22 protein-coding genes and 1 pseudogene are annotated in these 22,722 nt (G+C 64.0%); 13 read left to right on the top strand and 10 right to left on the bottom strand.

Annotated elements, in window-relative coordinates; translation table 11 throughout:
* Positions 1–120: 120 nt before the first annotated feature.
* The 3 genes from ACPPVV_RS00330 to ACPPVV_RS00320 are packed head-to-tail and all read left to right on the top strand — an operon-like array spanning position 121 to position 5,488.
* On the top strand, positions 121–3,312 hold the full coding sequence (locus ACPPVV_RS00330) for an efflux RND transporter permease subunit (protein WP_426701498.1): 3,192 nt from the start codon (positions 121–123) through the stop codon (positions 3,310–3,312).
* Positions 3,312–4,754, top strand: coding sequence for an efflux transporter outer membrane subunit (locus tag ACPPVV_RS00325; protein WP_426701497.1), 1,443 nt, complete (start codon positions 3,312–3,314; stop codon positions 4,752–4,754). The genes ACPPVV_RS00330 and ACPPVV_RS00325 overlap by 1 nt, the downstream gene beginning before the upstream one ends.
* Positions 4,751–5,488 carry an SDR family NAD(P)-dependent oxidoreductase gene (locus tag ACPPVV_RS00320; protein ID WP_426701496.1) on the top strand — a complete coding sequence of 246 codons (738 nt, stop codon included), beginning with the start codon at positions 4,751–4,753 and terminating at the stop codon, positions 5,486–5,488. The genes ACPPVV_RS00325 and ACPPVV_RS00320 overlap by 4 nt, the downstream gene beginning before the upstream one ends.
* A gap of 84 nt (positions 5,489–5,572) precedes the next feature.
* Here the strand turns inward: ACPPVV_RS00320 and ACPPVV_RS00315 are convergent, their stop codons facing one another.
* Positions 5,573–6,079, bottom strand: coding sequence for a nuclear transport factor 2 family protein (locus ACPPVV_RS00315; protein WP_426701495.1), 507 nt, complete (start codon positions 6,077–6,079; stop codon positions 5,573–5,575).
* Between the two features lie 292 nt (positions 6,080–6,371).
* Here ACPPVV_RS00315 and ACPPVV_RS00310 point away from each other — a divergent pair, with 292 nt between their 5' ends.
* From ACPPVV_RS00310 to ACPPVV_RS00300, 3 genes are all read left to right on the top strand, one after another.
* Positions 6,372–8,108 (top strand): TolB family protein, encoded by a 1,737-nt coding sequence (locus ACPPVV_RS00310; protein ID WP_426701494.1) that lies wholly within the window; start codon positions 6,372–6,374, stop codon positions 8,106–8,108.
* A gap of 79 nt (positions 8,109–8,187) precedes the next feature.
* Entirely contained in the window at positions 8,188–9,318 is a 1,131-nt protein-coding gene (locus ACPPVV_RS00305) for a sensor histidine kinase (RefSeq protein WP_426701493.1), read from the top strand.
* Entirely contained in the window at positions 9,315–10,070 is a 756-nt protein-coding gene (locus ACPPVV_RS00300; protein WP_426701492.1) for a LytR/AlgR family response regulator transcription factor, read from the top strand. Before ACPPVV_RS00305 ends, ACPPVV_RS00300 begins: the two co-directional genes overlap by 4 nt.
* A 225-nt stretch (positions 10,071–10,295) precedes the next feature.
* On the opposite strand, the gene ACPPVV_RS00295 is transcribed toward ACPPVV_RS00300, so the two are convergent.
* Positions 10,296–10,721 carry a phage integrase N-terminal SAM-like domain-containing protein gene (locus ACPPVV_RS00295; RefSeq protein WP_426701491.1) on the bottom strand — a complete coding sequence of 142 codons (426 nt, stop codon included), beginning with the start codon at positions 10,719–10,721 and terminating at the stop codon, positions 10,296–10,298.
* Between the two features lie 127 nt (positions 10,722–10,848).
* Here ACPPVV_RS00295 and ACPPVV_RS00290 point away from each other — a divergent pair, with 127 nt between their 5' ends.
* From ACPPVV_RS00290 to ACPPVV_RS00280, 3 genes are all read left to right on the top strand, one after another.
* Positions 10,849–11,292 carry a hypothetical protein gene (locus tag ACPPVV_RS00290; protein WP_426701490.1) on the top strand — a complete coding sequence of 148 codons (444 nt, stop codon included), beginning with the start codon at positions 10,849–10,851 and terminating at the stop codon, positions 11,290–11,292.
* Between the two features lie 69 nt (positions 11,293–11,361).
* Positions 11,362–11,748, top strand: a complete 387-nt coding sequence (locus ACPPVV_RS00285) for a hypothetical protein (RefSeq protein ID WP_426701489.1) — start codon at positions 11,362–11,364, stop codon at positions 11,746–11,748.
* Positions 11,749–12,166: 418 nt separating this feature from the next.
* Positions 12,167–12,427, top strand: a complete 261-nt coding sequence (locus ACPPVV_RS00280; RefSeq protein ID WP_426701488.1) for a hypothetical protein — start codon at positions 12,167–12,169, stop codon at positions 12,425–12,427.
* Between the two features lie 408 nt (positions 12,428–12,835).
* Here ACPPVV_RS00280 and ACPPVV_RS00275 read toward each other — a convergent pair.
* Positions 12,836–13,478, bottom strand: a pseudogene (locus ACPPVV_RS00275) (transposase); the annotation flags it as partial.
* A 170-nt stretch (positions 13,479–13,648) separates the two neighbouring features.
* Here ACPPVV_RS00275 and ACPPVV_RS00270 point away from each other — a divergent pair.
* From ACPPVV_RS00270 to ACPPVV_RS00255, 4 genes are all read left to right on the top strand, one after another.
* On the top strand, positions 13,649–14,332 hold the full coding sequence (locus ACPPVV_RS00270) for a hypothetical protein (RefSeq protein WP_426701487.1): 684 nt from the start codon (positions 13,649–13,651) through the stop codon (positions 14,330–14,332).
* A gap of 861 nt (positions 14,333–15,193) precedes the next feature.
* Positions 15,194–16,153: a TolB family protein gene (locus tag ACPPVV_RS00265; protein WP_426701486.1), complete on the top strand. Its 960-nt coding sequence runs from the start codon at positions 15,194–15,196 to the stop codon at positions 16,151–16,153.
* Positions 16,154–16,207: 54 nt separating this feature from the next.
* The gene (locus ACPPVV_RS00260; RefSeq protein WP_426701485.1) at positions 16,208–17,194 is read left to right on the top strand and encodes a TolB family protein; all 987 of its coding nucleotides are present in this window, start codon (positions 16,208–16,210) and stop codon (positions 17,192–17,194) included.
* A 118-nt stretch (positions 17,195–17,312) separates the two neighbouring features.
* Positions 17,313–18,071, top strand: a complete 759-nt coding sequence (locus ACPPVV_RS00255; RefSeq protein ID WP_426701484.1) for a hypothetical protein — start codon at positions 17,313–17,315, stop codon at positions 18,069–18,071.
* Between the two features lie 21 nt (positions 18,072–18,092).
* Here ACPPVV_RS00255 and ACPPVV_RS00250 read toward each other — a convergent pair whose 3' ends face one another.
* The 7 genes from ACPPVV_RS00250 to ACPPVV_RS00220 form a co-directional block, all read right to left on the bottom strand.
* Positions 18,093–19,166, bottom strand: coding sequence for an AI-2E family transporter (locus ACPPVV_RS00250; protein ID WP_426703288.1), 1,074 nt, complete (start codon positions 19,164–19,166; stop codon positions 18,093–18,095).
* A 119-nt stretch (positions 19,167–19,285) separates the two neighbouring features.
* The gene (locus ACPPVV_RS00245; RefSeq protein WP_426701483.1) at positions 19,286–19,633 is read right to left on the bottom strand and encodes a hypothetical protein; all 348 of its coding nucleotides are present in this window, start codon (positions 19,631–19,633) and stop codon (positions 19,286–19,288) included.
* Entirely contained in the window at positions 19,630–20,103 is a 474-nt protein-coding gene (locus ACPPVV_RS00240; protein WP_426701482.1) for an ABC transporter ATP-binding protein, read from the bottom strand. The genes ACPPVV_RS00245 and ACPPVV_RS00240 overlap by 4 nt, the downstream gene beginning before the upstream one ends.
* Positions 20,104–20,126: 23 nt before the next feature.
* A complete protein-coding gene (locus tag ACPPVV_RS00235) occupies positions 20,127–20,489 on the bottom strand; it encodes a DUF883 family protein (protein WP_426701481.1) in 363 nt (120 codons plus the stop codon).
* A gap of 52 nt (positions 20,490–20,541) precedes the next feature.
* Positions 20,542–20,697: a DUF1328 domain-containing protein gene (locus tag ACPPVV_RS00230; protein ID WP_007809737.1), complete on the bottom strand. Its 156-nt coding sequence runs from the start codon at positions 20,695–20,697 to the stop codon at positions 20,542–20,544.
* 127 nt (positions 20,698–20,824) lie between these two features.
* Positions 20,825–21,448: a YbhB/YbcL family Raf kinase inhibitor-like protein gene (locus ACPPVV_RS00225; protein ID WP_426701480.1), complete on the bottom strand. Its 624-nt coding sequence runs from the start codon at positions 21,446–21,448 to the stop codon at positions 20,825–20,827.
* A gap of 148 nt (positions 21,449–21,596) precedes the next feature.
* The gene (locus tag ACPPVV_RS00220; protein ID WP_426701479.1) at positions 21,597–22,688 is read right to left on the bottom strand and encodes a PQQ-dependent sugar dehydrogenase; all 1,092 of its coding nucleotides are present in this window, start codon (positions 22,686–22,688) and stop codon (positions 21,597–21,599) included.
* Between the last annotated feature and the right edge of the window lie 34 nt (positions 22,689–22,722).

The raw sequence follows: 22,722 nt of genomic DNA, 5'->3' as shown, positions 1-22,722 counted from the left end.
CCCTCCAGCGAGCCGCGAAAGCAAGAGCAACAGCGTCACCCCTTCCCAACCTCCCCCTGCTGTGCAGGGGGAGGAGCTTGAAGCCGAGACCTCATCAGCGTCTCGTCGAGGATTCATTGCATGAAAAACATCGCCCAATTCTTTGTCGACCGGCCGATCATGGCCGCCGTGCTGTCGTTGCTGTTCGTGATCACCGGCTCCATCGCGGTGTTCCAGCTGCCGATCAGCGAATACCCCGAAGTGGTGCCGCCCACCGTGGTCGTGCACGCCAGCTATCCCGGCGCCAACCCCAAGGTGATCGCCGAGACCGTCGCCACCCCGCTGGAAGAACAGATCAACGGCGCGGAAGGCATGCTGTACACCTCTTCGCAAGCCACCAGCGACGGCGCGCTGACGCTGACCGTGACGTTCGCGCTGGGCACCGATCTCAACAACGCCCAGGTCGACGTGCAGAATCGCGTGGCGCAGGCGCTGCCGAAATTGCCCGAGGAAGTGCAGCGGCTCGGCGTGACCACGCAGAAAAGCTCGCCCGACCTGACCATGGTCGTGCATCTCACCTCGCCCGATCAGCGCTACAACATGCTGTACCTGTCCAACTACGCGCGGCTGCACGTGAAGGATGTGCTGGGCCGGCTCGACGGCGTCGGTGACGTGCAGATCTTCGGCGCCGGCGAATATTCGATGCGCGTATGGCTGGATCCACAGAAACTGGCCTCGCGTTCGCTCACCACCGGTGACGTGATCAACGCGATCCGCGAGCAGAACGTGCAGGTCGCCGCCGGTGCGCTGAACGCGCCGCCGGGACCAACCAACTCGGCGTTCCAGCTCAACATCAACACCCGCGGCCGACTGGTCAGCGAAGACGATTTCCGCAACATCATCGTGCGCACCGCCGCCAACGGCGGAGTGACGCATCTCAGTGACGTGGCGAAGATCGACCTCGGTTCGAACAGCTACGCGCTGCGCAGCCTGCTCGACAACAAACCGGCGGTGGCGTTGCCGATCTTCGCGCGGCCCGGCTCCAACGCGATCCAGATTTCCGACGAAGTGCGCAGCACGATGGCGCAGCTGAAGAAGGATTTCCCGCAGGGCGTCGACTACTCCATCGTGTACGACCCGACCGTGTTCGTGCGCGGCTCGATCGAGGCGGTGGCGCATACGCTGCTGGAGGCGATCCTGCTGGTGGTGCTGGTGGTGATCCTGTTCCTGCAGACCTGGCGTGCCTCGATCATCCCGCTGGTGGCGGTGCCGGTGTCGCTGATCGGCACGTTCGCGATCATGTACCTGGCCGGCTTCTCGCTCAACGCGCTGTCGCTGTTCGGACTGGTGCTGGCGATCGGCATCGTGGTCGATGACGCGATCGTGGTGGTGGAAAACGTCGAGCGACACATCGAACTCGGACAATCGCCACGCGAGGCCACGCGCCAGGCGATGCGCGAAGTCACCGGCCCGATCGTGGCCACCGCGCTGGTGCTGTGCGCGGTGTTCATCCCGACCGCCTTCGTCAGCGGCCTCACCGGCCAGTTCTATCGCCAGTTCGCGCTGACCATCGCGATCTCCACGGTGATCTCCGCGTTCAACTCGCTGACCCTGAGCCCGGCGCTCGCCGCCGTGCTGCTGAAAGGCCATGACGCGCCGAAGGACCGCCTGACCCGCGGCATCGACCGTGCGTTCGGCTGGCTGTTCCGTCCGTTCAACCGGCTGTTCCATCGTGGATCCGAGCGTTACGTCGGTGGCGTCAAGCGCATCGTCGGCAAGGGCAAGCTGGCGCTGGTGGTGTACGCCGGCCTGATCGCGCTGACCTGGTTTGGCTTCTCGCATGTGCCGACCGGTTTCGTGCCGGGGCAGGACAAGCAATACCTGGTGGCGTTCGCGCAGCTGCCCGACGCGGCTTCGCTCGACCGTTCGGAGGACGTGATCCAGCGGATGAGCGCGATCGCGCTGAAACAGCCGGGCGTGGAACATGCCGTGGCGTTCCCCGGCCTGTCGATCAACGGGTTCACCAACTCAACCAACTCGGGCATCGTGTTCGTCACGCTGAAACCGTTCGAGGATCGCCGCAGCGCGGATCTTTCCGCCGGTGCGATTGCCGGCGCGCTGAACCAGAAGTTCGGCGCGATCCAGGATGCGTACATCGCGGTGTTCCCACCACCGCCGGTGATGGGCCTGGGCACGATCGGTGGCTTCCGCCTGCAGCTGGAAGACCGCAGCGACCGCGGCTTCGACGAGTTGTACAAGCAGACGCAGAACCTGATCGCGGCCAGCCAGAAGGAGCCGGCACTGGCCGGGTTGTTCTCCAGCTTCCAGGTCAGCGTGCCGCAGGTGGATGCCGACGTGAATCGCGAGAAGGCCAAGGCCGAAGGCGTGAACCTGGGTGACGTGTACCAGACCATGCAGGCCTACATGGGCTCGCTCTACGTCAACGACTTCAACCGTTTCGGTCGTACCTACCAGGTCAATGTCTCGGCCGACCCGGCGTTCCGCCACACGCCGCAGGACATCCTGCAGCTGAAGACGCGCAACGCGCAGGGCCAGATGGTGCCGCTGGGTTCGTTCGTCACCGTGCAACAGGGTGCCGGCCCGGATCGCGTGCAGCACTACAACGGCTACCCGACCGCCGAGATCAACGGCGGCCCGGCACCGGGCTACAGCTCCGGCCAGGCCCAGGCGGCGATGGAAAAACTGGCGAAGGACAACCTGCCCAACGGCATCAGCTTCGAGTGGACCGAGCTGACCTACCAGCAGATCCTCGCCGGCAACACCGCGATCCTGGTGTTCCCGTTATGCGTGCTGCTGGTGTTCCTGGTGCTGTCGTCGCTGTACGAAAGCTGGTCGTTGCCGCTGGCGGTGATCCTGATCGTGCCAATGGTGCTGCTGTCCGCGATCGCCGGTGTGTGGCTGTCCGGTGGCGACAACAACATCTTCACCCAGATCGGATTGATCGTGCTGGTCGGACTGGCGTGCAAGAACGCGATCCTGATCGTCGAGTTCGCCCGCGAACGCCAGCATGAAGGCATGTCGCGCCACGAGGCTGTGCTGGAAGCAGCCAAGCTGCGACTGCGCCCGATCCTGATGACCTCGTTCGCCTTCATCATGGGTGTGGTGCCGCTGGTTACCTCGCATGGCGCCGGTGCCGAGATGCGTCATGCGATGGGCGTGGCGGTGTTCTCCGGCATGCTCGGCGTGACCATCTTCGGCCTGATCTACACGCCGCTGTTCTACGTACTCATTCGCGCCCTGGTCGAACGCCGTGAGGCGCGCGCGGCCGAACGCGCCGCCGCGCATGCGCTGCCGGCGCTGGAGAACCACTGATGAAAACCATGCTCAAGATCGCCGCGCTCAGCGCGGCCCTGGCTCTCGCTGGCTGTGCCAGCGTCGGCCCCAACTACCACGAAGTGAAACCTGCCACGCCGCAGTTGCAGGGACTGGACGCGGCGCAGGAAAACAACGCGCAATTCCAGGCCGCGTGGTGGAAGCAGTTCAACGATCCGACGCTGGATGCGTTGATCCAGCGCGCCGCGGCGAACAACCTGGACCTGCGTATCGCGGTGGCGCGGCTGCATGAATCGCGTGCGCTGCTCAGCGGTGCGAAGTCCGATCAGCTGCCGACGATCGACACCGACATCAATTACACCCGCAGCCGCGGTCAGCAGCCCGGCTTCACCGACCAGCGCACCACCGTCACCACCTACCAGGCCGGTTTCGACGCATCGTGGGAGCTGGACCTGTTCGGCGGCGTGCGCCGTTCGGTCGAAGCTTCCGGCGCCGATCTCGGCGCCAGCGAGGCGGCTTTGCACAACGCCCAGATCAGCCTGCTGGCCGAGGTCGCGCGCAATTATTTCGAACTGCGCGGCAATCAGCTGCGGCTCGACATCGCGCAACGCGACATCGACAACCAGCAGCAGACACTGCACCTGACCGAAGTGCGCCAGCAGCTCGGTGCCGGTTCCGAACAGGACGTAGCCAGTGCCAAGGCGCGCCTCAGTGCGGTGCAGGCGCAGCTGCCGGTGTTGCAGACGGCGGTGAGTGCCGGTGAATTCCGCCTCGCCGTGCTGCTGGGCGAACGGCCCGGCGAGCTCGACATCGACGTGTCATCGAAGAGCTTCACGCCGATTGCGGTGAGCCTGCCGATCGGCGACGCCGGCGACGTGCTGGCACGCCGTCCGGACGTGCATATCGCCGAGCGCGAATATGCCGCCGCCACGGCGCGTATCGGCGTGGCCAAGGCGGACTTCTTTCCGCACGTCACGCTGGGTGGCTTCCTCGGTTTCCTGTCCGGACGAAGCAATGATTTCGGCAGCCCGGCGACGCGTGCGTGGTCGCTGGCGCCGAGCATCAGCTGGCCCGGCTTGAACGTGCAGCGCGTGCGCGCGAATCTGCACGCCAGCGAGGCACGCGCCGATGCGGCGCAGGCGAACTACCAGCGCACCGTACTGGAAGCGATCGAGGACATCGACAACGCCGTCACCGGCTTCAACCAGCAGCGCATCCGCGTCGATCACCTGATCGAACAAAGCACGCAGAGCAAACGCGCCGCCGACCTCGCCCGCATCCGCTACCAGGAAGGTGCCACCGGCTTCCTCGAACTGCTCGACGCCGAGCGCACCCAGCTCGGTGCCGAGGATGACCTGGCGCAGGCCGAAGCGGCGATCAACACCAGTGCAGTGGCCTTGTACAAGTCGCTCGGTGGCGGCTGGCAGGCCTGCGGCGACGAGCACTGCAGCGCGGTGGCCAAGACCGACGCCGCCCCATGAGCCGGCCGGCTCGACGCGTGCCGGTCACGGCGACCGCGCCCATCTATCGCGTGGCGCTGGTCACCGGCGCCAACCGCGGGCTCGGCTTCGAAGTGGCGCGCCAGCTGGGCGAGCGGGGCATGACCGTGTTGCTCGGCGCCCGCGACATGGACAAGGGTCTGCACGCCGCGCGCAAACTCGCCGGTTCGCCCGGCGAGGTGATCGCGGTGCAGCTCGACGTCACGCAGCAGGATCAAGTCGACACGCTGGCGCGCTCGATCGAGCTCACCTACGGCCGGCTCGACGTGCTGGTCAACAACGCCGGCGGTTACTACGACCCTCGCGCCAACCCGGTCAACGCCGACATCGCGCCCGCGCGCGGCGCGATGGACACGCACCTGTTCGGCACCTGGCGGCTGTGCAGCGCGATGTTGCCGCTGATGCGCCGGCATGGCTACGGCCGCATCGTCAATGTCTCCAGTGGCTGCGGCGCCACGGCCACCAGCGGCGCCAGCTGCCCGGCCTACCGGGTGTCCAAGGCGGCATTGAACAGTTACACCCGCGCGCTGGCCACCGAACTGGATGGCAGCGGCATCCAGGTCAACGCGGTCTGTCCGGGCTGGGTCGCCACCGACATGGGCGGACCGGGCGGCCGCCCGGTAGCCGCCGGTGCCGCCGGCATCGTCTGGGCCGCCTGCGTGACGGAGCATGTCACCGGCGGCTTCTACCGCGATGGCCAGCGCATCGCCTGGTAGGAGATGCTTCTTTCTCAGGTCGGACATTCGGAGCAGGAGCATCGCCCGCCAGCGGGCTCCTACCCGAAAGATGGGCACCATGCGCTAGCCGGCACTCACTTTGCTGTGCTGCGAATACAGCCCGTGCCAGCGTCCATCCACGTAGACGAAAACGTCGGACGAACGCACGTCCTTGTCCGCGCCCTTCGCGAGATCGTAGAACGAAATAATCGCGGTGTTGCCGCGGATCGTCACCGACTTGCCCGACGGGTTCGCCTTCAGCCAGGCCTCCACCTTGCGCCGCGCTTCGTCGTTGCCCCGATTCTTCGCCGCATGCGCCACGATGGTGGCCTTCGCATGCACCGCGCCATCGGCGTCAACCGAGCGGTACTCGGGCAGCAACATCTCATTGAGCCAGGCCGTGTCGCCATCGAGCTCGGCCTCCAGCCAGTGCTGGTCGACCGCGATCACCGCCGCCTTGCTGCGGGCCGATTCATCGACGCCGTTTGCGCCAGCGGCGGCGGCGGCGGCTGCCGCAAACGCGGTTCCGGCGCCCAGCGCCAGCACGGCAAGACACGTCATGCCGACCTGAAGGAAATATTGCTTGCGCATGTGGCTGTCCTCGTCCGCGGCAGGATCGCCGCCAGTCCAGACTGTGCGGCGGTGCGCCAGACCGCATCGCTTCCGTGACGAGCGTGCGTGGCGCGGTGACCAGCGGCGGGAATGCGCCGTCCAGTGGTCGATGGGCCGCCTGCACCCATCGATCCGCCGCTCGGCATCCGCGCGGCACCGGTTGTCACAAGGGCGACGACGGACATGCCCGCCCATGCCAGCCTGAGTGGACCATCCACCTCGCCGCCGTCGTCCATCGGCGCGCCGGCCGCACCACCCATGGAGAGAACGCATGAGATTGTCGACAACGTTGTGCGTGCTGCTGGCCTTCGGACCGGCGGCCTGCGCCGCCGTCCCCGCTGCCACGACACCGACGATCTTCGCGCCGGGCAGCATCGCCGGCGACGCCGATGACGGCGCGGCGGCGTTCACCCCGGATGGCGCGACGGTGTACTTCATGCGCGGCACCGACAGTTTCACGCTGATGGCGTCGCATCGCACCGGCGGCCACTGGTCGGCGCCACAGGTGGCGCCGTTCTCGGGGCGCTGGCGCGACCTCGATCCGGCGATGGCGCCCGATGGCTCGTACCTCCTGTTCGTCTCCAATCGCCCTACCGAAATGGACGGCCAACCGCTCGACGCGACCCATGCGGGCAAGCGCCGCTCTGGCCAGGGCATGAACCTGTGGCGGGTCGACCGCCTTGGCGATGGCTGGGGCACGCCAAGGCGCCTGCCCGATATCGTCAACGCCTGTTCGATGACATTCGCGCCGAGCATCGCCGCGGACGGCAGCGTCTATTTCATCGGCTGCGCCGCAGGCGACAGCCTGCGCCTGCAGCGGTCGGCGTATCGGGACGGCCATTACCTCGCGCCTGTCGTGGTGCCCATGGGCGATGCGGACATGCCGATCCGCGATCCCGCAATCGCCCCCGACGGCTCGTTCATGGTGGTCAGCACCCAGCGTGAAGCGCAGCAGCCTTACCGCCTCGCCATCACCTTCCACACCGCGCAAGGCTGGAGCACGCCGCTCGACCTGGGCGATATCGTCAACGGCGGCAAACACAGCATGGGTGCGCAGCTCGGCCCCGACCATCGCACGCTGTACTTCTACAGCGACCGCCGCCTGCCGCCGAACGATCCGGACGGTTCCGCCGCGTGGAACAACGGCGACGACCATATCTGGCACGTGTCGCTGGCACCCTGGCTGGACGCGGCCCAGCCCAGTATCGCGCCCGTCGCGCAGGTGCCCTGGCATGCGGAGCACGATGCGTCGCTGGCATTCGCTCCCGATCGGAAGTTGCTGTTCTTCGCCCGTGGACGCGGCGAGTCGCGACGCATCCTGGTCGCCGATCGACCCGGCGACACATGGTCGGCGGCGCGGCCGGCGTCGTTCTCCGACGCATGGATGGACATGGAGCCGGCGATGGCACCGGATGGCTCGTACCTGGTCTTTGCCTCCAACCGATCGACGGCACCCGGCGGCGCGGCGCTCGATGGCTACTACGACGACCAGCCGCAAGCGCGCCGCGGTGGCAACCTGTGGCGGGTGAACCGCCGTGGCAACGGCTGGAGCACGCCGGTGCACCTGCCCGAAACCGTCAACAGCGGCACCTCCGTCTACGCGCCGGCGGTGGCCGCCGACGGCAGCATCTACTTCATGAAGGCCGACCCGGCGACCAGCCACTTCAGGCTTTACGTCAGCCACGTTGCCGAAGGCCGGCTGCAACCGGCCACGCCGTTGGCATTCAGCGACGGCGTGACGGACGACTACGATCCCGCCGTGGCACCGGACCAGTCCTTCATCGTGTTCACTTCGGATCGCTCCCCTTCGTCGACCACCGCCAGCGACATTTTCATCGCCGTCGCCACGCCCGGTGGCTGGAGCCGACCCGTCGATCTCGGCGTTGCCGGCACCGAGTCCCGGCTCGATCCGGATCTCTCCACGCTCTACTTCAGCGGATCGGACCAGCGCGTCCAGCGCTTCGCACTGCAGCCGTGGCTGGCGCAACACGCGACGCTGCACCGATGAGCAGTCGCCGCCGCGGACACGCGCCGAAGCCTTGCTTCCGGCACTTTCGACAGGCCGCCGGTGGCGGCACACTCGGTCAATGTCCGAGTCCACAGCAGCGACCATCGCCAGCGAGCATCCGGCGTCCATGCCCGTCGAACCACCACGCCTGAAGAACTGGGCGCTGGCCTTCGGCTTCTGGACGCTGCTGGCACTTTCATATGCGCTCAGCGGCGGGCTGTCTTCGATCAGCGAAGGCTATCCGCCGGGCTGGCTGCGCGGGCTGGCGTGGAACCTCGGCAACTTCTGGCTGTGGATGGCGCTGGTGCCGCTGGTTGGATGGCTGGGCCGCCGAGGCACGGGCGGCGGTTGGCGTCGCTTCTGCCTGGTACACATACCCGGCGCGCTGGCGGTGGCGATGACGCAGATGCTGGCGCACCTCGTATTGTTCTGGTGGTTGTGCGGCCCTGGCCGCATGCCGGTGCGCACGCTGGGCCAGTACCTGCACATGGAATTGGCCTACAGCTACCACCTGGCCGTGCTCACCTACTGGATCATCCTGGTGGTGCTGCGCGGGATGGAATCGCAGCGCCGACTGCGCGGCGAACGCCTGCGCAACGCGCAATTGGAGACGCAACTGGCGCAATCGCAATTGCAGGCGCTGCGCATGCAACTGCAGCCGCACTTCCTGTTCAACACGCTCAACGCGATCTCCGCGCTGGCGCTGGCCGATCCGCTGCAGGCGCGGTTGATGATCGCGCGACTCAGCGATTTCCTCCGACTCACCCTGGAGGAACGCCACGCACCGCAGGTGCCGCTGTCGCGCGAGCTGGAATTCCTCGCCTGCTACCTCGGCATCCAGCAGGTACGTTTCCAGGATCGGCTCAGCACCGAAATGGATGTCGACGACGACACGCTCGTCGCGTCGGTGCCCAACCTGATCCTGCAACCACTGGTGGAAAACGCGCTGCGCCACGGCCTGCAGGACAAGCCCGGCGCCGGCACCCTGCGCGTTTCCACGCGGCGTGACGGCGACCGCCTGCAGCTGCGCGTGGATGACGACGGCCTCGGTCTGCCGCCGGCCGGCACGCTCGAAGGCATCGGGCTGGGCAACACGCGTTCGCGCCTGCGCATGCTGTTCGGCGATGCGGCGCGACTCGAACTCAGCGCGATCCCCGGCGGCGGCACCCGCGTCGAAGTGCACCTGCCATACACCGAGCACGTCGCGTGAGCACGCCGCGCCTGCGCACCGTGCTGGTCGACGACGAAGTACTGGCGCGCCTGGCGCTGCGCCAGGCGCTGGCCACGCACGACGAAGTGGAGATCGTCGGCGAATGCGGCAACGCCGACGAGGCGATGCAGGCGGTGCATGCACTGCGACCGGACCTGCTGTTTCTGGACATCCAGATGCCCGGCATCGACGGCTTCGAATTGCTGCACGAACTGGCCCCCGATCGCCTGCCAATGGTGGTGTTCGCCACCGCCTTCGCCGAGCACGCACTGCGTGCGTTCGACGCGATGGCGCTGGACTACGTGCTCAAGCCGATCGATCAGGCCCGCTTTGATCAAGCGATGGCGCGGGTGAACCAGCACTGGCAAGGCCTGCATGCAACAGCCGGCACCGTGACCGAAGCAGCGCCCGCCGATGGCTACGTGCAGCGCCTCAGCGTGCGCCACGGCGAACACATCCGCGTGCTCGCCGTCGACGACATCGACTGGATCCGCGCCGACGGCAACTACCTGCACATCCACGTCGGCCCCGTACGCTACCTCCACCGCGACACCCTGCGTAACGTGCTGGTCCACCTCGATCCCGCGCGCTTCCTGCGCATCCACCGCGGCACCCTCGTCAACCTGGCGCGCATCCGCGAAGTGCATCCGCTGTTCAAGGGCGGCGCCGAAATCGTGCTGCACGACGGGACGCGGCTGGATCTCAGCCGGCGGTTTCGTGCGGGTGCGCGCGCGGCGTTGGGGTTGCGCTGAGGAGCCGTCCGGGGATTTGCCAAGTCACGTGCGCCAAGGCGAGTGCATCAGCCAAATGACTTTCGGTGATCAAATGCGTCGGCGAATATGATGGGCTCTCGCGAAATCCACACCCTTGATGCGCAGGCGCAGGCATTCCATCAGGCGCATGCTGGTGCCATAGAGCAGGCTTGCCAAGAGCTGAGGTCTGCTTTCCATATGAGCCAATAGACATCGCGCTTCTAGTCATAGCACCGTGGGCACGTGTTTTGGCTGCTTGGCGCGCACGACGCCTTCCATCCATGGCAATTCAATTCCCAGAACCACCCGATACAAAAACAGCAACGCCGACAGCGCTAGGTTCTGTGCGCTGGTCGCGGCCTTCCCCTGCACGGCAAGGAGTGACAGGAACGCCTCGACCTCCGCCGTACCCATTTCACGCGGGTGGCGTTTAGCATCGGCCAAGATGAACCGCCTTATCAAGCTGATGTAGATCTTTTCGGTGCGCAAGCTGTGGCGTTTAACACACATGTGCCGATGAACTTCGTCAACAGGCGGAACGGGCGCGCGGTCGGAAGGGCCCCAGATACCCCCGCGAAATGTGGTGGATAAGACATGGCGCCCCGGATAAAAAAATCCGTTTGGCATCGTATCGACGTTGTCGGCTCCCATGACATCGAGTAAAGCTTGACCTCGTGTAGGATTAAGGTAGGGGAAGGGATGAACAGGGGCGCTGAACACCCAGTGCATATTGCCGAATGAAGGCACTACTGAAGCGTTATGTTTTTAGGGGCAGTACATGGCAGCGACTTACAACGGTTTAGATTTTCATACACCGCTTCTTGCACAGTGGGCCGCGTTCTTTGATCTCGCGCACTGGCAGTGGTCGAGAGGCATTTCTCCCATAGGCGATTGGCAGCCGGACTTCCGTGTCAGCTTTGAGTGCGGACACTCTGGGTGCAGTGGCGGCCACACAATTCTAATTTCGGTACTTGCAGTCACCGATATTGCCAGCGTTAAAGGCCATCCTGCCCTCAGTCATTTTTACGGCGTAACAGGGCCTAGCGGAACGAGTATCGCAGACGCCGGAGCGGTGTTTGGTGCCAACCCTCAGGCCACGCAATGGCAGATGAGCCACGGCTCCGGCGGTGGCATCGAGGAAGCGACAAACTGGGCCGAGGATGCATACGGGCTTTGGCAAAGAGCAAAAGCAATGGTGCAGGTGTTCACTGCAGAAACATAACCATTCGTTCAAGGCGGACGGCTGCGCCGCCACTTAACTCCAGCGTTAGAGATCATAAGGAAGGAAGTCATGGCCCCGGAGATAACCGCAGGACTGTTTGGCATTCTCGGCGTTTTGATTGGCGGGTTGGTCACCTGGTGGCTTCAAAAGGATCGAGCATCAACAGACTTCAGGATTGCCCTAGAGGCAATCAAAACCGAACATATGGCTGAAATAACGGCTAAACATTTTCTCAGCAATCAAAAGTACACCGATCGCTCATTTGAGCTTCTCAGCAAGCGGCTCGGCGGTTTCGAGGAAAACGAGCTTAGGAAAATTTTGGTACGCGCCGGCGCCATTCGCTACTCACGTAAGGACGGTACGGAGTTTTGGCGCTTGCTTTCCAGAGAGCCTGAGGCGATTGCCAAGGCGAGAGCCAAGAGCGAGTCATCTGACTCTTCCGAGGATGACTTCTAACAGTTCGTTCAAGGCGGATAGTTGCGCCGCAGATTAACTCCAGCGTTAGACTTTTTGCCATCGTCGAGGTAAGCCGATGAGAGTATGGATAGGGGTTGCAATACTTCTTGCCATGTGGGTGCCGGGAATATGGCTGTTGGGGTATTTCACAGACATGTACGGAGATTCAGGTCGAGCGCCCTTGATGGGTAATATCATTGTGTGGGCGCTATTTTTGCTGCCTTGGTACGTAGTTTTGGGTAACGATGGCAAGTACATGAACGCACTAGAACGGTTGCTTGGCATATCCAAGGATGACTGAGGATGCACCACGTTCAAAACCTAGATCGGTCAGCTCGCGTGACTGGCCAGTAACCGTCTAACATCTCGTTCAAGGCGGACGGCGACGCCGCCGCTTAACTCCAGCGTTAGGTGCTGCATGCGAGCAAAAGATCAGGTCATTGAAATTCTCCAGTCTGCTTTCATGCCACTGGAGTGTGTCGCCGAGCTTCACGACTTCAACAAAGATGTTGGTTTTCGCGTCTACGGACCGGACAACGCGCCACTGCTCACATTCAAAGACACGCCAATTGACGGCCTTCTCAGTGGCCCGGGGCTTGGGACAATCATTGAGGCAGTGCGGCGTCGCGTAGAGCAAAAAGGTCACAAGCTCAATCCTTGGGTGCTTCCACGCGCCTAACATCTACCTAAGAGACTTTCCGTCAATACCAGCCGCATGAAGCTTTTTCCCTGAGCTTTCAGGCCGCTGCTGATCATCGTGTTGACCTGTTTGCCGCGTGCCGATTGTCAGTGCCCTGCGTGTTCAGAGGATGTCAGACTGCATTTCCGTAACCGGTATTGTTGAGCCCATATTCCCGGCTCGGACCTCTGTATAAACCGCACCTGAAGACCTCATTCGTTCACCGGACTGTCCGGTGCCTATGGATCAGACAGAACATCGTTTGGACGTCCATCATGTTAGTCAGGTTCTCTCCGGGTTGATCTGACCGTTGCCTACCACTTCGCGCTGACGTTGAATCGAAACGCTGGCTCAAGCCGCCTGGCGCTGCCGATGTATGGGGTGCTGTAGGCAGGCATGCGGGTCCTAGTCCACCTCGTGCGCCGGCATCGCCCAGAGCTGCCGGGCATGCTTGTTGGCAATGGCGACGATGACCTTGCCGAACGGCATTCGGCCATCCAGCGTGCGTATCCATCCCTGCTCGGATGTGGCCTTTTCCGGCGCGACGGCCTTGGCCCGCTACAGACTACTGCGGGCGCCCTAGACTAGCAGCGTGCATATCGCCAAGACAGCTGATCTCGCCCAGTCGCGCATGACCATGACTGGAGTGCTGGGTGGGTACCAGGCCCAGTCAGGCGGCCATCTGTCGACCTCGCTTGAGCTCGCGCGCGTTGCCGACCGTGGCGACCGCCGCATCGGCGGTGATCGGCCCGACGCCGACGATGGCATGCAGCCGGACGCACGCGCAACTGCGCCCAGTGATCGGCAAGGTCTCGCAGCAGCTCCCATAGCTCGGATGGCAGATCTGCCTGTGTCTCCAGGTCCGCCAATAGACGGCGCAGGCCAGGTCGCTCTTCGCGACGATCACGCCGAACTCGGCCAGCAGCCCGCGAATCTGGTTGCCGATGGCTAGCGACTCGACTTTGTAACCCTCACGCACCCGATGCCACGACAACCGCACCTGCTGATCGACCAACTTCACCGGCACGGAGCGCATGTTGCCCTGGTTCGCCAAGTCCACGCCAATGGTTATAGTGCTCATGGAGACGTCCTCTTCTGCTGACGGTTGTTTCGCAACACCATCATGGCCCTCGAGGCCGAAAAGGGGAGGAAGTCTCTTTTACTTGTCCAAGCCGACGCCGCTTCGCGGCGCGGCTTAACTCAGGCGTTAGAGGTGTGACAATGGATTCTGATGGCCTGATGAAACTTTCGATTGGCCTATCAGGAGCCTTAGCGGGTTTCCTCCTTGCGCAGGTAGGGACAACCATTAGGGCGTACTTTCAGCGAGTAAAGACGTTGAAGCTCCTAATTGAAGAGTTGAAAGACATTGATCAGGAGGCAACGCGTCTCCTCTACTTCTACGGCCGCAATCTTCAACTATACGGTGCTCAAGGATTCGGTGAATCTGCTGCTATAGGAGTATCGGGCCCAATCTTCTCTAATTATTACAAGGACGTCCTTCTTCATCTAAACCAAAGTCAAAGAATATCCTTTCAGATGATTCACGGATTGGTTGGTGCTCAGAACACCATGCTAAGCCAACTTGAAAACTTATGCGTCGCGATGCGCAAGGAACATCGCGCAAACGGCCCTAGCGCTGAGTTCTTAAGATGTGCGGAAGAACTGGGAGAACTGACTAAACATGGTTACAGCAACTGTGCAATCATTAAATGGCATATCGATTTTCATCTGAAAAATCAGGGAGACCCTAATCTGTCACCAGGAACGGAGGATCACAGAGCCTATCTTCGGTATTTGGAGTCAGTGGTTAAAGAGATGAATCGAACGGTCGAGTCTGGCAAGACAATTCCTAAAGACAAGTTCGACACAATTTATAATCCTGACGACTTCAGAGCACACTTCTAAAAATTCATTAGAGGCGGACAGCGTCGCCGCCGCTCAATTCAGGCATTGCAGGATGCTGAGCATTTACGCTGCCGGTGCTCAACACGTTTCGAACGACCGTTTTGCGGTGTCAATATGCAGCAGTCGACCGGTTGAACTCGCCGCCGATAGCAGACACTCACGGGCGGAATATCCATCCAACACCAAGAGCCGTTGGCTCTCGCAACCGCGCAGCGGTTGCGCACCGAGTGCGGGCCAGGATGGCCCGCTGCTCTACCCGGGGCCCCTGTGCGGCGGTGAGGCGGGGTCGGCAGGCCGCGTCGCGGGAGTCGACAGGGATGTCGGCTCCTTTTCGCTCGGACAGGAGTCCGATCGAAAAGCCCGGCCCCGGCTCACGGACTTGCCGCCCATGGCGAGGGCATGGATGCCCGAGTTGAGGCAACGCAGGAGCGGTTGCCCCATGCCGGCAAGCGCCAAGCGGGGTGGCCTTCTCTTTTGGTTACTTTTCTCTTGGCCACGCAAGGGAAAAGTGACTCGGGCGCCGAAGGAGGACGAAAGCTTTTGCCTTGAAAGCTTGGTGTGCTGAGGGGTGGAACAAGCTAAGGGCATCGCGACTGAAGTCGCTCCTACAGAAGAAGAAAAAAGAGTTCGGTGTGTTGGGGATGGGAAGAAGCAAGGGCATCGCGACTGAAGTCGCTCCTACAAAGGGATAGGGGCCTTGCTGGCGACGCGTCGGGCGCCCGATTGCGCGACGAGGTCGAACCGATTGTCCCGCGTTGACGACCGCTGGTCACCGTGGATCTCCGCTCGTCACAAAGCGGCGGCGATGCGCCGACGCCGCTGCGCAGACTCGGTCGCACCGTCGTCCCGTCGGAAATACGCATGGCCCAAAGCCCGCTCACCCTGCTCGCCGGCAGCCTCGTCGCACTGGCTGTTTGCGGCATGCCCGGCGTCCACGCTGCCAGCGTGACATCCCCAGCGCCGGAGATCTTCGCGCCCGGCACGATCTCCGGTCCGGCGGGTGTGGATTGCCTGACCTTTGCGCCGGACGGCGCCACCGTCTACTTCGATCAGCAGGCGGGCTGGAACGGTTTCATCATGGAATCGCATCGCGTGGGCGACGGCTGGTCGACACCCGAGATCGCGCCGTTTTCCGGGCAATGGCAGGACCACGATCCGGCGATGGCGCCGGACGGTTCGTTCCTGGTGTACACCTCCAACCGGGCCGACGTGGTTGGTGGGCCGGCGCTGCGCGGCGGCCATTTGTGGCGGGTCGACCGACGTGGTGAGGGCTGGAGCACGCCGGTGCGACTGCCCGATGCGGTGAACGATGCGTCGAGCATCTACGCGCCCAGCGTGGCGGCCAACGGCGACGTGTACTACCAGCGGCGCGACGAACCGGCACACGAGTTCCACTTGTATCGCACGGCTTGGCGCGATGGCCGCTACCAGTCGCCGCAGCGGCTCCCGCTGGGCGATCCGGCGGCGCACGAACTGGATCCGGCGATCGCACTGGACCAGTCGTTCATCGTGTTCGACGCCAACTACGCCGGCAAGGACAAGCCCGACCGTCTGTACATCGCTTTCCGCGCCGGCGACGGCTGGAGCGCGCCGATCGATCTCGGCGATGCGGTGAACCGTTACGAACCGTGGGGCACGCACCTGGGCCCGGACGGACGCACGTTGTACTTCACCAGCAACTACACGGCGAAGGTGGACTACCCGCGCTCGTCAGTGCAGGCACGCGCGGACCTGGCGCGCATGCGCGCGTGGGACAACGGCAACAACCACATCTGGCGCCTGTCGCTGGCGCCCTGGCTGGCGGCACACCGCGCGCCGTGACTCGTCCCATTCGGCATCGCCACCGCGATCCAACCGCAACCCTCAGGAGATAGCATGTCCCCTCGCCATTTCGTTCTCGCCGCCTGCATCGCGATCACGTTCGCCGCGGTACCCGCCGCGCGGGCGGCAAGCACCGGCGAACTGCTCGGACCGGGCGTGATTTCCACCGGCCTGCAGGAGACGTCGGCGGCGCTTTCGCCGGACGGCCAGACGCTGTATTTCATGCGCTCGGACTTCGCCGAGGCCGACGACACCATCATGGTCTCGCGCCGCAGCGGCGGCTTCTGGTCGATGCCGCAGGTGGCGACGTTCTCCGGTCGGTGGCACGACTCCGAACCGACGCTGGCGCCGAATGGCAACCGGCTTTATTTCGTTTCCAACCGGCCGGTGCGCGCGGGCGCGGCGCCGCTCATGGCCGAGATGAGCGGCCACCCGTTTCCGGGCACCAACCTCTGGTATGTCGAACGGCTCGCGCGCGGTTGGAGCGCGCCGGTGCATGTCGAGGGCGCACTCAACGACGGCGCGATGATCTACAACCCGTCGGTGGCGGCCAACGGCGACATCTATTTCTCCGCGCATCGCGCCGATTCCGGCAAGGCCTACCAGATCTACGTGGCACACCCGCAGGGTGACGGCTACGCGGCGCCGGTGCGGCAGGAACTGGGCGACATCGGCGTCAACCGCATGGATCCGGCGGTGGACCCGGCCGGCCGCTTCCTGCTGTATGCCGGCAACGAAGGCGATGCGCTGGGCAGTGCCGACATCTACATCGTGTTCCGCCAGCCGGACGGCCGCTGGAGCAAGCCCGAGCACCTGGGCGGCGACGTCAACAGCCGCATGCTGGAGAACGCGCCGTCGCTGGGCCCGGCGTTCGGCGAGCTGTACGTATCGAGCGGACGTCGCGACGAGATGCATTTCCCCAAGTCACGCGACGACGCAGACTCGCTGCGGCGACGCCTGCAGTCACCGCTGAACGGCTCGCGCAATCTCTGGCGATTCGACATTTCCGACGTGCTGCGCGCGCACGACATCGCTCGCTGAATACCCAGCGCACTTGATTCGACGGGCAATCGTCGGCAACGAACACTCCTTGGAGATCGTGATGAATCCCTGCTTCCGTGCTGTCGGCCGTGTGGCCTTTTGCGCTTCGATTTTTTGCGTGGGCACCTCGCTGACGCACGCCGAGCCAGCCCAGACATTTCTGCGTCCCCATCTCAAGGTGGGCGAGCAGTTGTCCGACGTGTTCTCCAAGGCCGTCTCGATAAAGGGATCGGGGTTCAAGGAAAAGGTCGATCGCATCAGCGGCACCGCCGACTACACGGTGACCGGCGTAACGACGAAGGCGACGGTTTTCGACGAAGACGATCGTTACGACGGCTATCCGGCCAACGGGCCGGTGCACGACATCGAGATCCTTGGCGATGGCATCACCAACTGCCATGCGGACAAGTGCCGCATCAACGACCAGACCAGCGGCGTGATCTTCAATCCCTTGTTGTGGGGCAAGGCGCCGGACGTACTGCGCGCCGGAATGACCTGGGACGTCGCCATCCCCAAGCCGTGGGAAATCGGCCCGGCCGGCACCGAACAGGTGCGCGTGCTGCGCGTCGATCCGCGCAACGAGGTCGTCACGCTGTCCCGGACCGGCAACGGCAACGGTCTGTCGTCCGACGACCAGGCTCGCGAGAAAAGCACCAAACCGATGCAGATCACCACCACAGCCGGCAAGACGATCGAGGTATCGGTGATCCCGGGCAAGGCCAGCTGGAGCGGCTACACCACGATCCGCAGGGGCGTCATCGTCAGCGACGTGATCATGGTGCAGCGGCACGTGACGCTGGTATCGGCAGGCGGCGACAAGTTCGAAGGCGAGCAGCGCAGCTATACCTTGCTCAACCTGTCGCAGGATGAAATCTGACGGACGTGGCGTCGATCGTCTTCAACGCTGCACGATGTGCGCGAACCACTCCCATCCGCGCACGCGTTCGGTGATCAGCTTGGTGCAGGTCAGCATCGGCACCGCCAGCAGCGCGCCGGGAATGCCCCACAGCCAGCCCCACACCAGCAGCCACAGCAGGATCGCGATCGGGCTGAGCCGCATGCTGGCGCCCTGGATCATCGGCGTGATCAGGTTGCCTTCGACAGCGGTGATGCCGGCGAAGGTCAGCACCGGCAAAAACACATCGAGGTTCGCATCGTTCGCGTAGAGCATGCACACCACCGCCAGCAAGCTGGTGGTGACGATCGCGCCGACATAGGGAATGAAGTTGGCGAACATCGCCACCGCACCCCACAGCAACGGATCGGGCACTTTGTAGAGCCACAGCATGATGGCGGTGGTCGCGCCCAGGCTGACGTTGATCAGGGAAGCGGTGAGCAGGTAGCGCGATATCTCGGTCTGGATCCCGCGCACGATCGTCACCGCATGCCGCTTGTAGGCAAAGCTGGGCGTGATCTCGACCAGCCGGCGCAGCATCGAATCGCCGTAGATCAGGAAGAAAAACACCAGCAGCAAAACGCTGAGCACCGCCGCGAGCACTTTCGGCGCCGTGGAAACCACGTCCCACGCACTGATCGATATGGGTGTGGACTGCGGTGCCTGGGCGCGGGTGGTGCCGTTGACCAGGGTCTGGGTGGCGCGGTTGGCTGCTTCAAGCGGCTTGGTGAGATTGCGCAGTTTGGGTACGAAGGACCTGATCGCCGTGGGCGCGCCATGGAACCAGCCGATGGCCGGTTGTGCGAGCTGGCCGACGCCGGTGCCGATGCCGATGATCAGGCCGATCATCAGCACGCTCGCCGTGAGCCAGCGCGGCAGGCTGAAGCGCGTGCCGGCGGCAACGATCGGATTCAACGCCAACCCGATGAACGCGGCCAGCACCAGCGGAATCAGCAGGGCCTTGGTCAAGGTGATGGTGTACATCAACGCCAGCAGCAGCAGCGCATTGAACACCATGCGGATGGCGCGCAGATGCCGGCGCGTGCCACGCGCGACGTTCAGTCGACGCACCGCCATGGCCCGCGGCGCGGGATTGGCGGACGTGGACGCGTCCGGCGGCTCTGGACCGAGCAGGATGGCCGCGACGCTGTCGTCCGCCACTTCATTTTCCGGCGGAGACAATTCTTCGGGATCGCTCATGTCGGTTCGCTGTCATCCCGTTGATCGGTCGGTTCGTCGGCGCGGGCATCGGATGCGCGATGCTCGAACCCGCTCACGCCAAGGTCGACCACCAGCCGCGTGGCGTAGGCAACCGCTTCGGCCAGGCCACCACCCAGCAAACTGCCCAGCCCCGGAATGCGCATCGGATGCACGTTGAGGCTGCCCAGCACGAACCCGGCGCCGGCCGCGGTGCCCACCGTGGTCAGCGGGTATTTGCGGCCGCGCGACAGCAAGGCAGCCGCCGGCGTGCTCAGTTCATGGCGTACCACGCTCACGCGCAGCTGCGCTTCCTGCACCTTGGCGACTTGCTTCAAAACACTCATGGGCGATGCTCCGGTTCGATATGCGCCTCAGCTTCGACTTCGTCTTCGGCTTTGCGCAAGGTATCGCGCACCATGGCGTGCCATTCGCCGCGCGTGGCGGGCAGGCTCATCCAGTGCATGCAGCGGCGGAACATCAGGATCGCACCGGCCAGGAACAGCACCTGCAACACGGCAAGCACCAGCAGCGCCCATATCCACGAGCCCAGCCACGACGCCAGCAACACGCCGATCAGGCCAAGCACGGTTAGCCCGAAACCGACGCCGGCCACCGTGGCGGCCAGCCCCGCCAACAGCATCCAGGAAACCGCGCTGCGCGCCAGCCCCAGTTCCGCCGCCAGCAGGTGCAGCTGAGCGCCAAACAGCCGCTTGACCGCGCGGCCGAGCTGGCCGATCTCCGTCAGCAATCCAGACGATGACGGCGCCGGATCCGGCGCCGTCGCTTCGCGAGGTGATTCCCCCTCGTTGTGCATTCTCAGCTCCCGCGTCGCGTGACTCAGCGCCGCAGGATGCGGCCGAGCAGCCAGCCGGCACCGAGCGCGATGGCAACGGACTGTACCGGTTTCTCGCGGACGTAGTCGCGGGCCTGTTCCAGCCACGCATCGGCGCGATCCATCGTTTCGTCGTAGACCTCGCGGCCACGCTCGCTGACCTGGGCGGCCTTGTCGCTGGCCTTGTGGGCGGCGTCGGCAGCCTTGTCGGTGGCGCGATGCAGGCCTTCCTCGACGGTATCGGCGGTACGTTCGACCGTCTCCTTGGTGCTTGCCACGGCGTTGGAGGTGGCCTGCTTGATCCGTTCGGCCCGCTCGTCGATAGGATCAACGGCGAGCTGTTCGGGGGTTTGGACTTGCTTGGTCATTGCTTGCTCCGGAAAGGCTCACTATGGCGTAAACGCAGGACGACAGCGACGATCAACTGGCTCGGCGGAAGAACGCGATGATCGCCAGGATCAGGAAGATGACAAACAGGATCTTCGCGATGCCGGCAGCGGCGCCGGCGATGCCGCCAAAACCAAGCACGGCGGCAATGATGGCGATGACCAGGAAAACCAGGGCGTAATGAAGCATGGGGGCGTCCTCTTTGATGTGGGTGGCAGGTAGCGACGGGAAACCGCGTGATGCCATTCACCCATAGCCCATGCCATGCGAGTGTGAAGAGAGCCGCCGATGGCGTGCACGCCACGCCCACGTTCGTTCAGCCGGCGACGTCCGGATTGAGGCTGTAGGTGCCGATCAGTTCAGCTTCCGCCAGTACATGCCCCACCATTACCGCACGCAGTTCCGCCAGTGAAAAACCCTTGATCAGCGCGAGCGATGGAACATCGAGCGCATACACCCGGAAATGGTAGTGATGCACGATGGCATCGTTCCAGGGTGGGCATGGGCCGTCATAGCCCAGGTACTCGCCGCCCATGTCGGCATCGCCAGCAAACCAGCCGGTGAAATCGTTGGCGCCCTGCACGCTGCCGGGTGGCCCGAACGGATCGCGCTTGCCGCGCGGGGTGACCTCGTCGCTGCAGGCGCCGGCGGCGAGCTCGCCGCATTCGACCGGGATGTTCGCCATCAACCAGTGGCTGAACTCGACTCGCGGGAGCTCGGCGGGCACCGTGCGACCTTCCTTGTTCACGTCATCGCCACGACTGGGCACGTCGGTGTCGATACAGGTGAGCACGAACGAACGGGTGACGGATGGTGCGTCTTTCCACGCCAGGTGCGGGCTGTGGTTGTCCGACAGCGCGAACGGCTGCGCGCGCCGGCCGAACGCATATTCGGCGGGAATCGGCTTGCCGTTTTCGAAATTGTCACTGCGTAGCTGCATGTCGCTTCTCCAGGAAATGAAAATTTTTTTCGTTCGCCCTTCGCCTGCTCGACAGGAGCGGGCTGGGACGCAGTAGTTCGCGCTGGTGACAAGATCAAGAGCTGACCCCACCCCTACCCTGCTGCGCAGGGGAGGGAGCACGGCTGTTTCAGGGTTTTTGGTAAGTCACCCGATACACCGCGCCGGCCAGGTCATCGCTGACCAGCAAACTGCCATCGGGCAGCGGCTGCACGTCGGCCGGGCGGCCCCAGGCGCTTTCGCCCTGCTCGAAGCCGGTGATCAGCGGTTCGTACGACACCACCTTGTTGCCGTTCAGGCGCACCGTCATCACCCGATAGCCGGACTTCTGCGTGCGGTTCCACGAGCCGTGCTCGGCGACGATGACCGCACCTTTGTAGCCGGCCGGAAACTGCTTGCCGGCGTAGAAGCGCATACCCAGCGACGCAACGTGCGCGCCCAGCTTGAGCACTGGCGGCACGTAGCTCTTGCAGCTCTTGCCCTTGCCGAATTCGGGGTCGAGCGTGTCGCCCTGGTGGCAATACGGATAACCGAAGTGCGCGCCGGAGCGGGTGATCTCGTTCAGCTCATCGCTGGGAATATCGTCGCCGAGTTCGTCGCGACCATTGTCGGTAAACCACAGTCGGCCGCTGCCCGGCTGCCAGTCGAAGCCGACCGTGTTGCGGATGCCCACCGCCACATCTTCCACGCCGCTGCCGTCCGCATTCATGCGGGTCAGCTTGCCGTGCGCCGGCGCCGGATCGCAGATGTTGCACGGCGCGCCGATCGGCACGTACAGCTTGCCGTCCGGGCCGAACGCGAGAAACTTGCCGCCGTGATGGGTCTCGGTCGGCAGCTTGTCGGTGACCAGTTCGGGCTTCGGCGGTGCATCCAGATGATGCTCGATGTCGCGCAGCACCAGGATCCGGCTCACCGCCGACACATACAGATCGCCATCGTGAAAGGCCACGCCCATCGGCGTCTGCAGGCCGCTGGCGATCACCCGCACCTTGTCCGCCACACCGTCGCCGTTGCCGTCGGTGAGCGCGTAGACCTTGCCCGCATCGGTCGAACCGACAAACACGGTGCCGTTCGTGCCCAGTGCGATCTCGCGCGCATTCGGCACCTGGCCGGAATACAGCGCGATGTGGAAACCCTTGGGCAGCACCAGTTTGTCCAGCTGCGGCGCGGCCAGCGCCGGCAGCGACGAGACGATCAGCAACAACGAAAACAGCAGGCGCATGGCGGCACTCCACGAGGGGAGCGCCCAGCGTATA

The sequence above is a fragment of the Rhodanobacter sp. Col0626 genome (assembly GCF_049994385.1).
Taxonomy (GTDB): domain Bacteria; phylum Pseudomonadota; class Gammaproteobacteria; order Xanthomonadales; family Rhodanobacteraceae; genus Rhodanobacter.
The sequence above is the reverse complement of the archived record's forward strand: the minus strand, read 5'-3'. Positions and strand labels throughout refer to the sequence as shown.

Coding starts and splice junctions, on each gene's coding strand:
- ACPPVV_RS00260 (WP_426701485.1), top strand. CDS start 16,208: ATGTCCCCTCGCCATTTCGTTCTCGCCGCCTGCATCGCGATCACGTTC.
- ACPPVV_RS00230 (WP_007809737.1), bottom strand. CDS start 20,697: ATGCTTCATTACGCCCTGGTTTTCCTGGTCATCGCCATCATTGCCGCC.
- ACPPVV_RS00245 (WP_426701483.1), bottom strand. CDS start 19,633: ATGAGTGTTTTGAAGCAAGTCGCCAAGGTGCAGGAAGCGCAGCTGCGC.
- ACPPVV_RS00265 (WP_426701486.1), top strand. CDS start 15,194: ATGGCCCAAAGCCCGCTCACCCTGCTCGCCGGCAGCCTCGTCGCACTG.
- ACPPVV_RS00250 (WP_426703288.1), bottom strand. CDS start 19,166: ATGGCGGTGCGTCGACTGAACGTCGCGCGTGGCACGCGCCGGCATCTG.
- ACPPVV_RS00240 (WP_426701482.1), bottom strand. CDS start 20,103: ATGCACAACGAGGGGGAATCACCTCGCGAAGCGACGGCGCCGGATCCG.
- ACPPVV_RS00270 (WP_426701487.1), top strand. CDS start 13,649: ATGGATTCTGATGGCCTGATGAAACTTTCGATTGGCCTATCAGGAGCC.
- ACPPVV_RS00290 (WP_426701490.1), top strand. CDS start 10,849: ATGGCAGCGACTTACAACGGTTTAGATTTTCATACACCGCTTCTTGCA.
- ACPPVV_RS00225 (WP_426701480.1), bottom strand. CDS start 21,448: ATGCAGCTACGCAGTGACAATTTCGAAAACGGCAAGCCGATTCCCGCC.
- ACPPVV_RS00330 (WP_426701498.1), top strand. CDS start 121: ATGAAAAACATCGCCCAATTCTTTGTCGACCGGCCGATCATGGCCGCC.
- ACPPVV_RS00310 (WP_426701494.1), top strand. CDS start 6,372: ATGAGATTGTCGACAACGTTGTGCGTGCTGCTGGCCTTCGGACCGGCG.
- ACPPVV_RS00315 (WP_426701495.1), bottom strand. CDS start 6,079: ATGCGCAAGCAATATTTCCTTCAGGTCGGCATGACGTGTCTTGCCGTG.
- ACPPVV_RS00220 (WP_426701479.1), bottom strand. CDS start 22,688: ATGCGCCTGCTGTTTTCGTTGTTGCTGATCGTCTCGTCGCTGCCGGCG.
- ACPPVV_RS00305 (WP_426701493.1), top strand. CDS start 8,188: ATGTCCGAGTCCACAGCAGCGACCATCGCCAGCGAGCATCCGGCGTCC.
- ACPPVV_RS00325 (WP_426701497.1), top strand. CDS start 3,312: ATGAAAACCATGCTCAAGATCGCCGCGCTCAGCGCGGCCCTGGCTCTC.
- ACPPVV_RS00295 (WP_426701491.1), bottom strand. CDS start 10,721: ATGGGAGCCGACAACGTCGATACGATGCCAAACGGATTTTTTTATCCG.
- ACPPVV_RS00280 (WP_426701488.1), top strand. CDS start 12,167: ATGCGAGCAAAAGATCAGGTCATTGAAATTCTCCAGTCTGCTTTCATG.
- ACPPVV_RS00235 (WP_426701481.1), bottom strand. CDS start 20,489: ATGACCAAGCAAGTCCAAACCCCCGAACAGCTCGCCGTTGATCCTATC.
- ACPPVV_RS00285 (WP_426701489.1), top strand. CDS start 11,362: ATGGCCCCGGAGATAACCGCAGGACTGTTTGGCATTCTCGGCGTTTTG.
- ACPPVV_RS00320 (WP_426701496.1), top strand. CDS start 4,751: ATGAGCCGGCCGGCTCGACGCGTGCCGGTCACGGCGACCGCGCCCATC.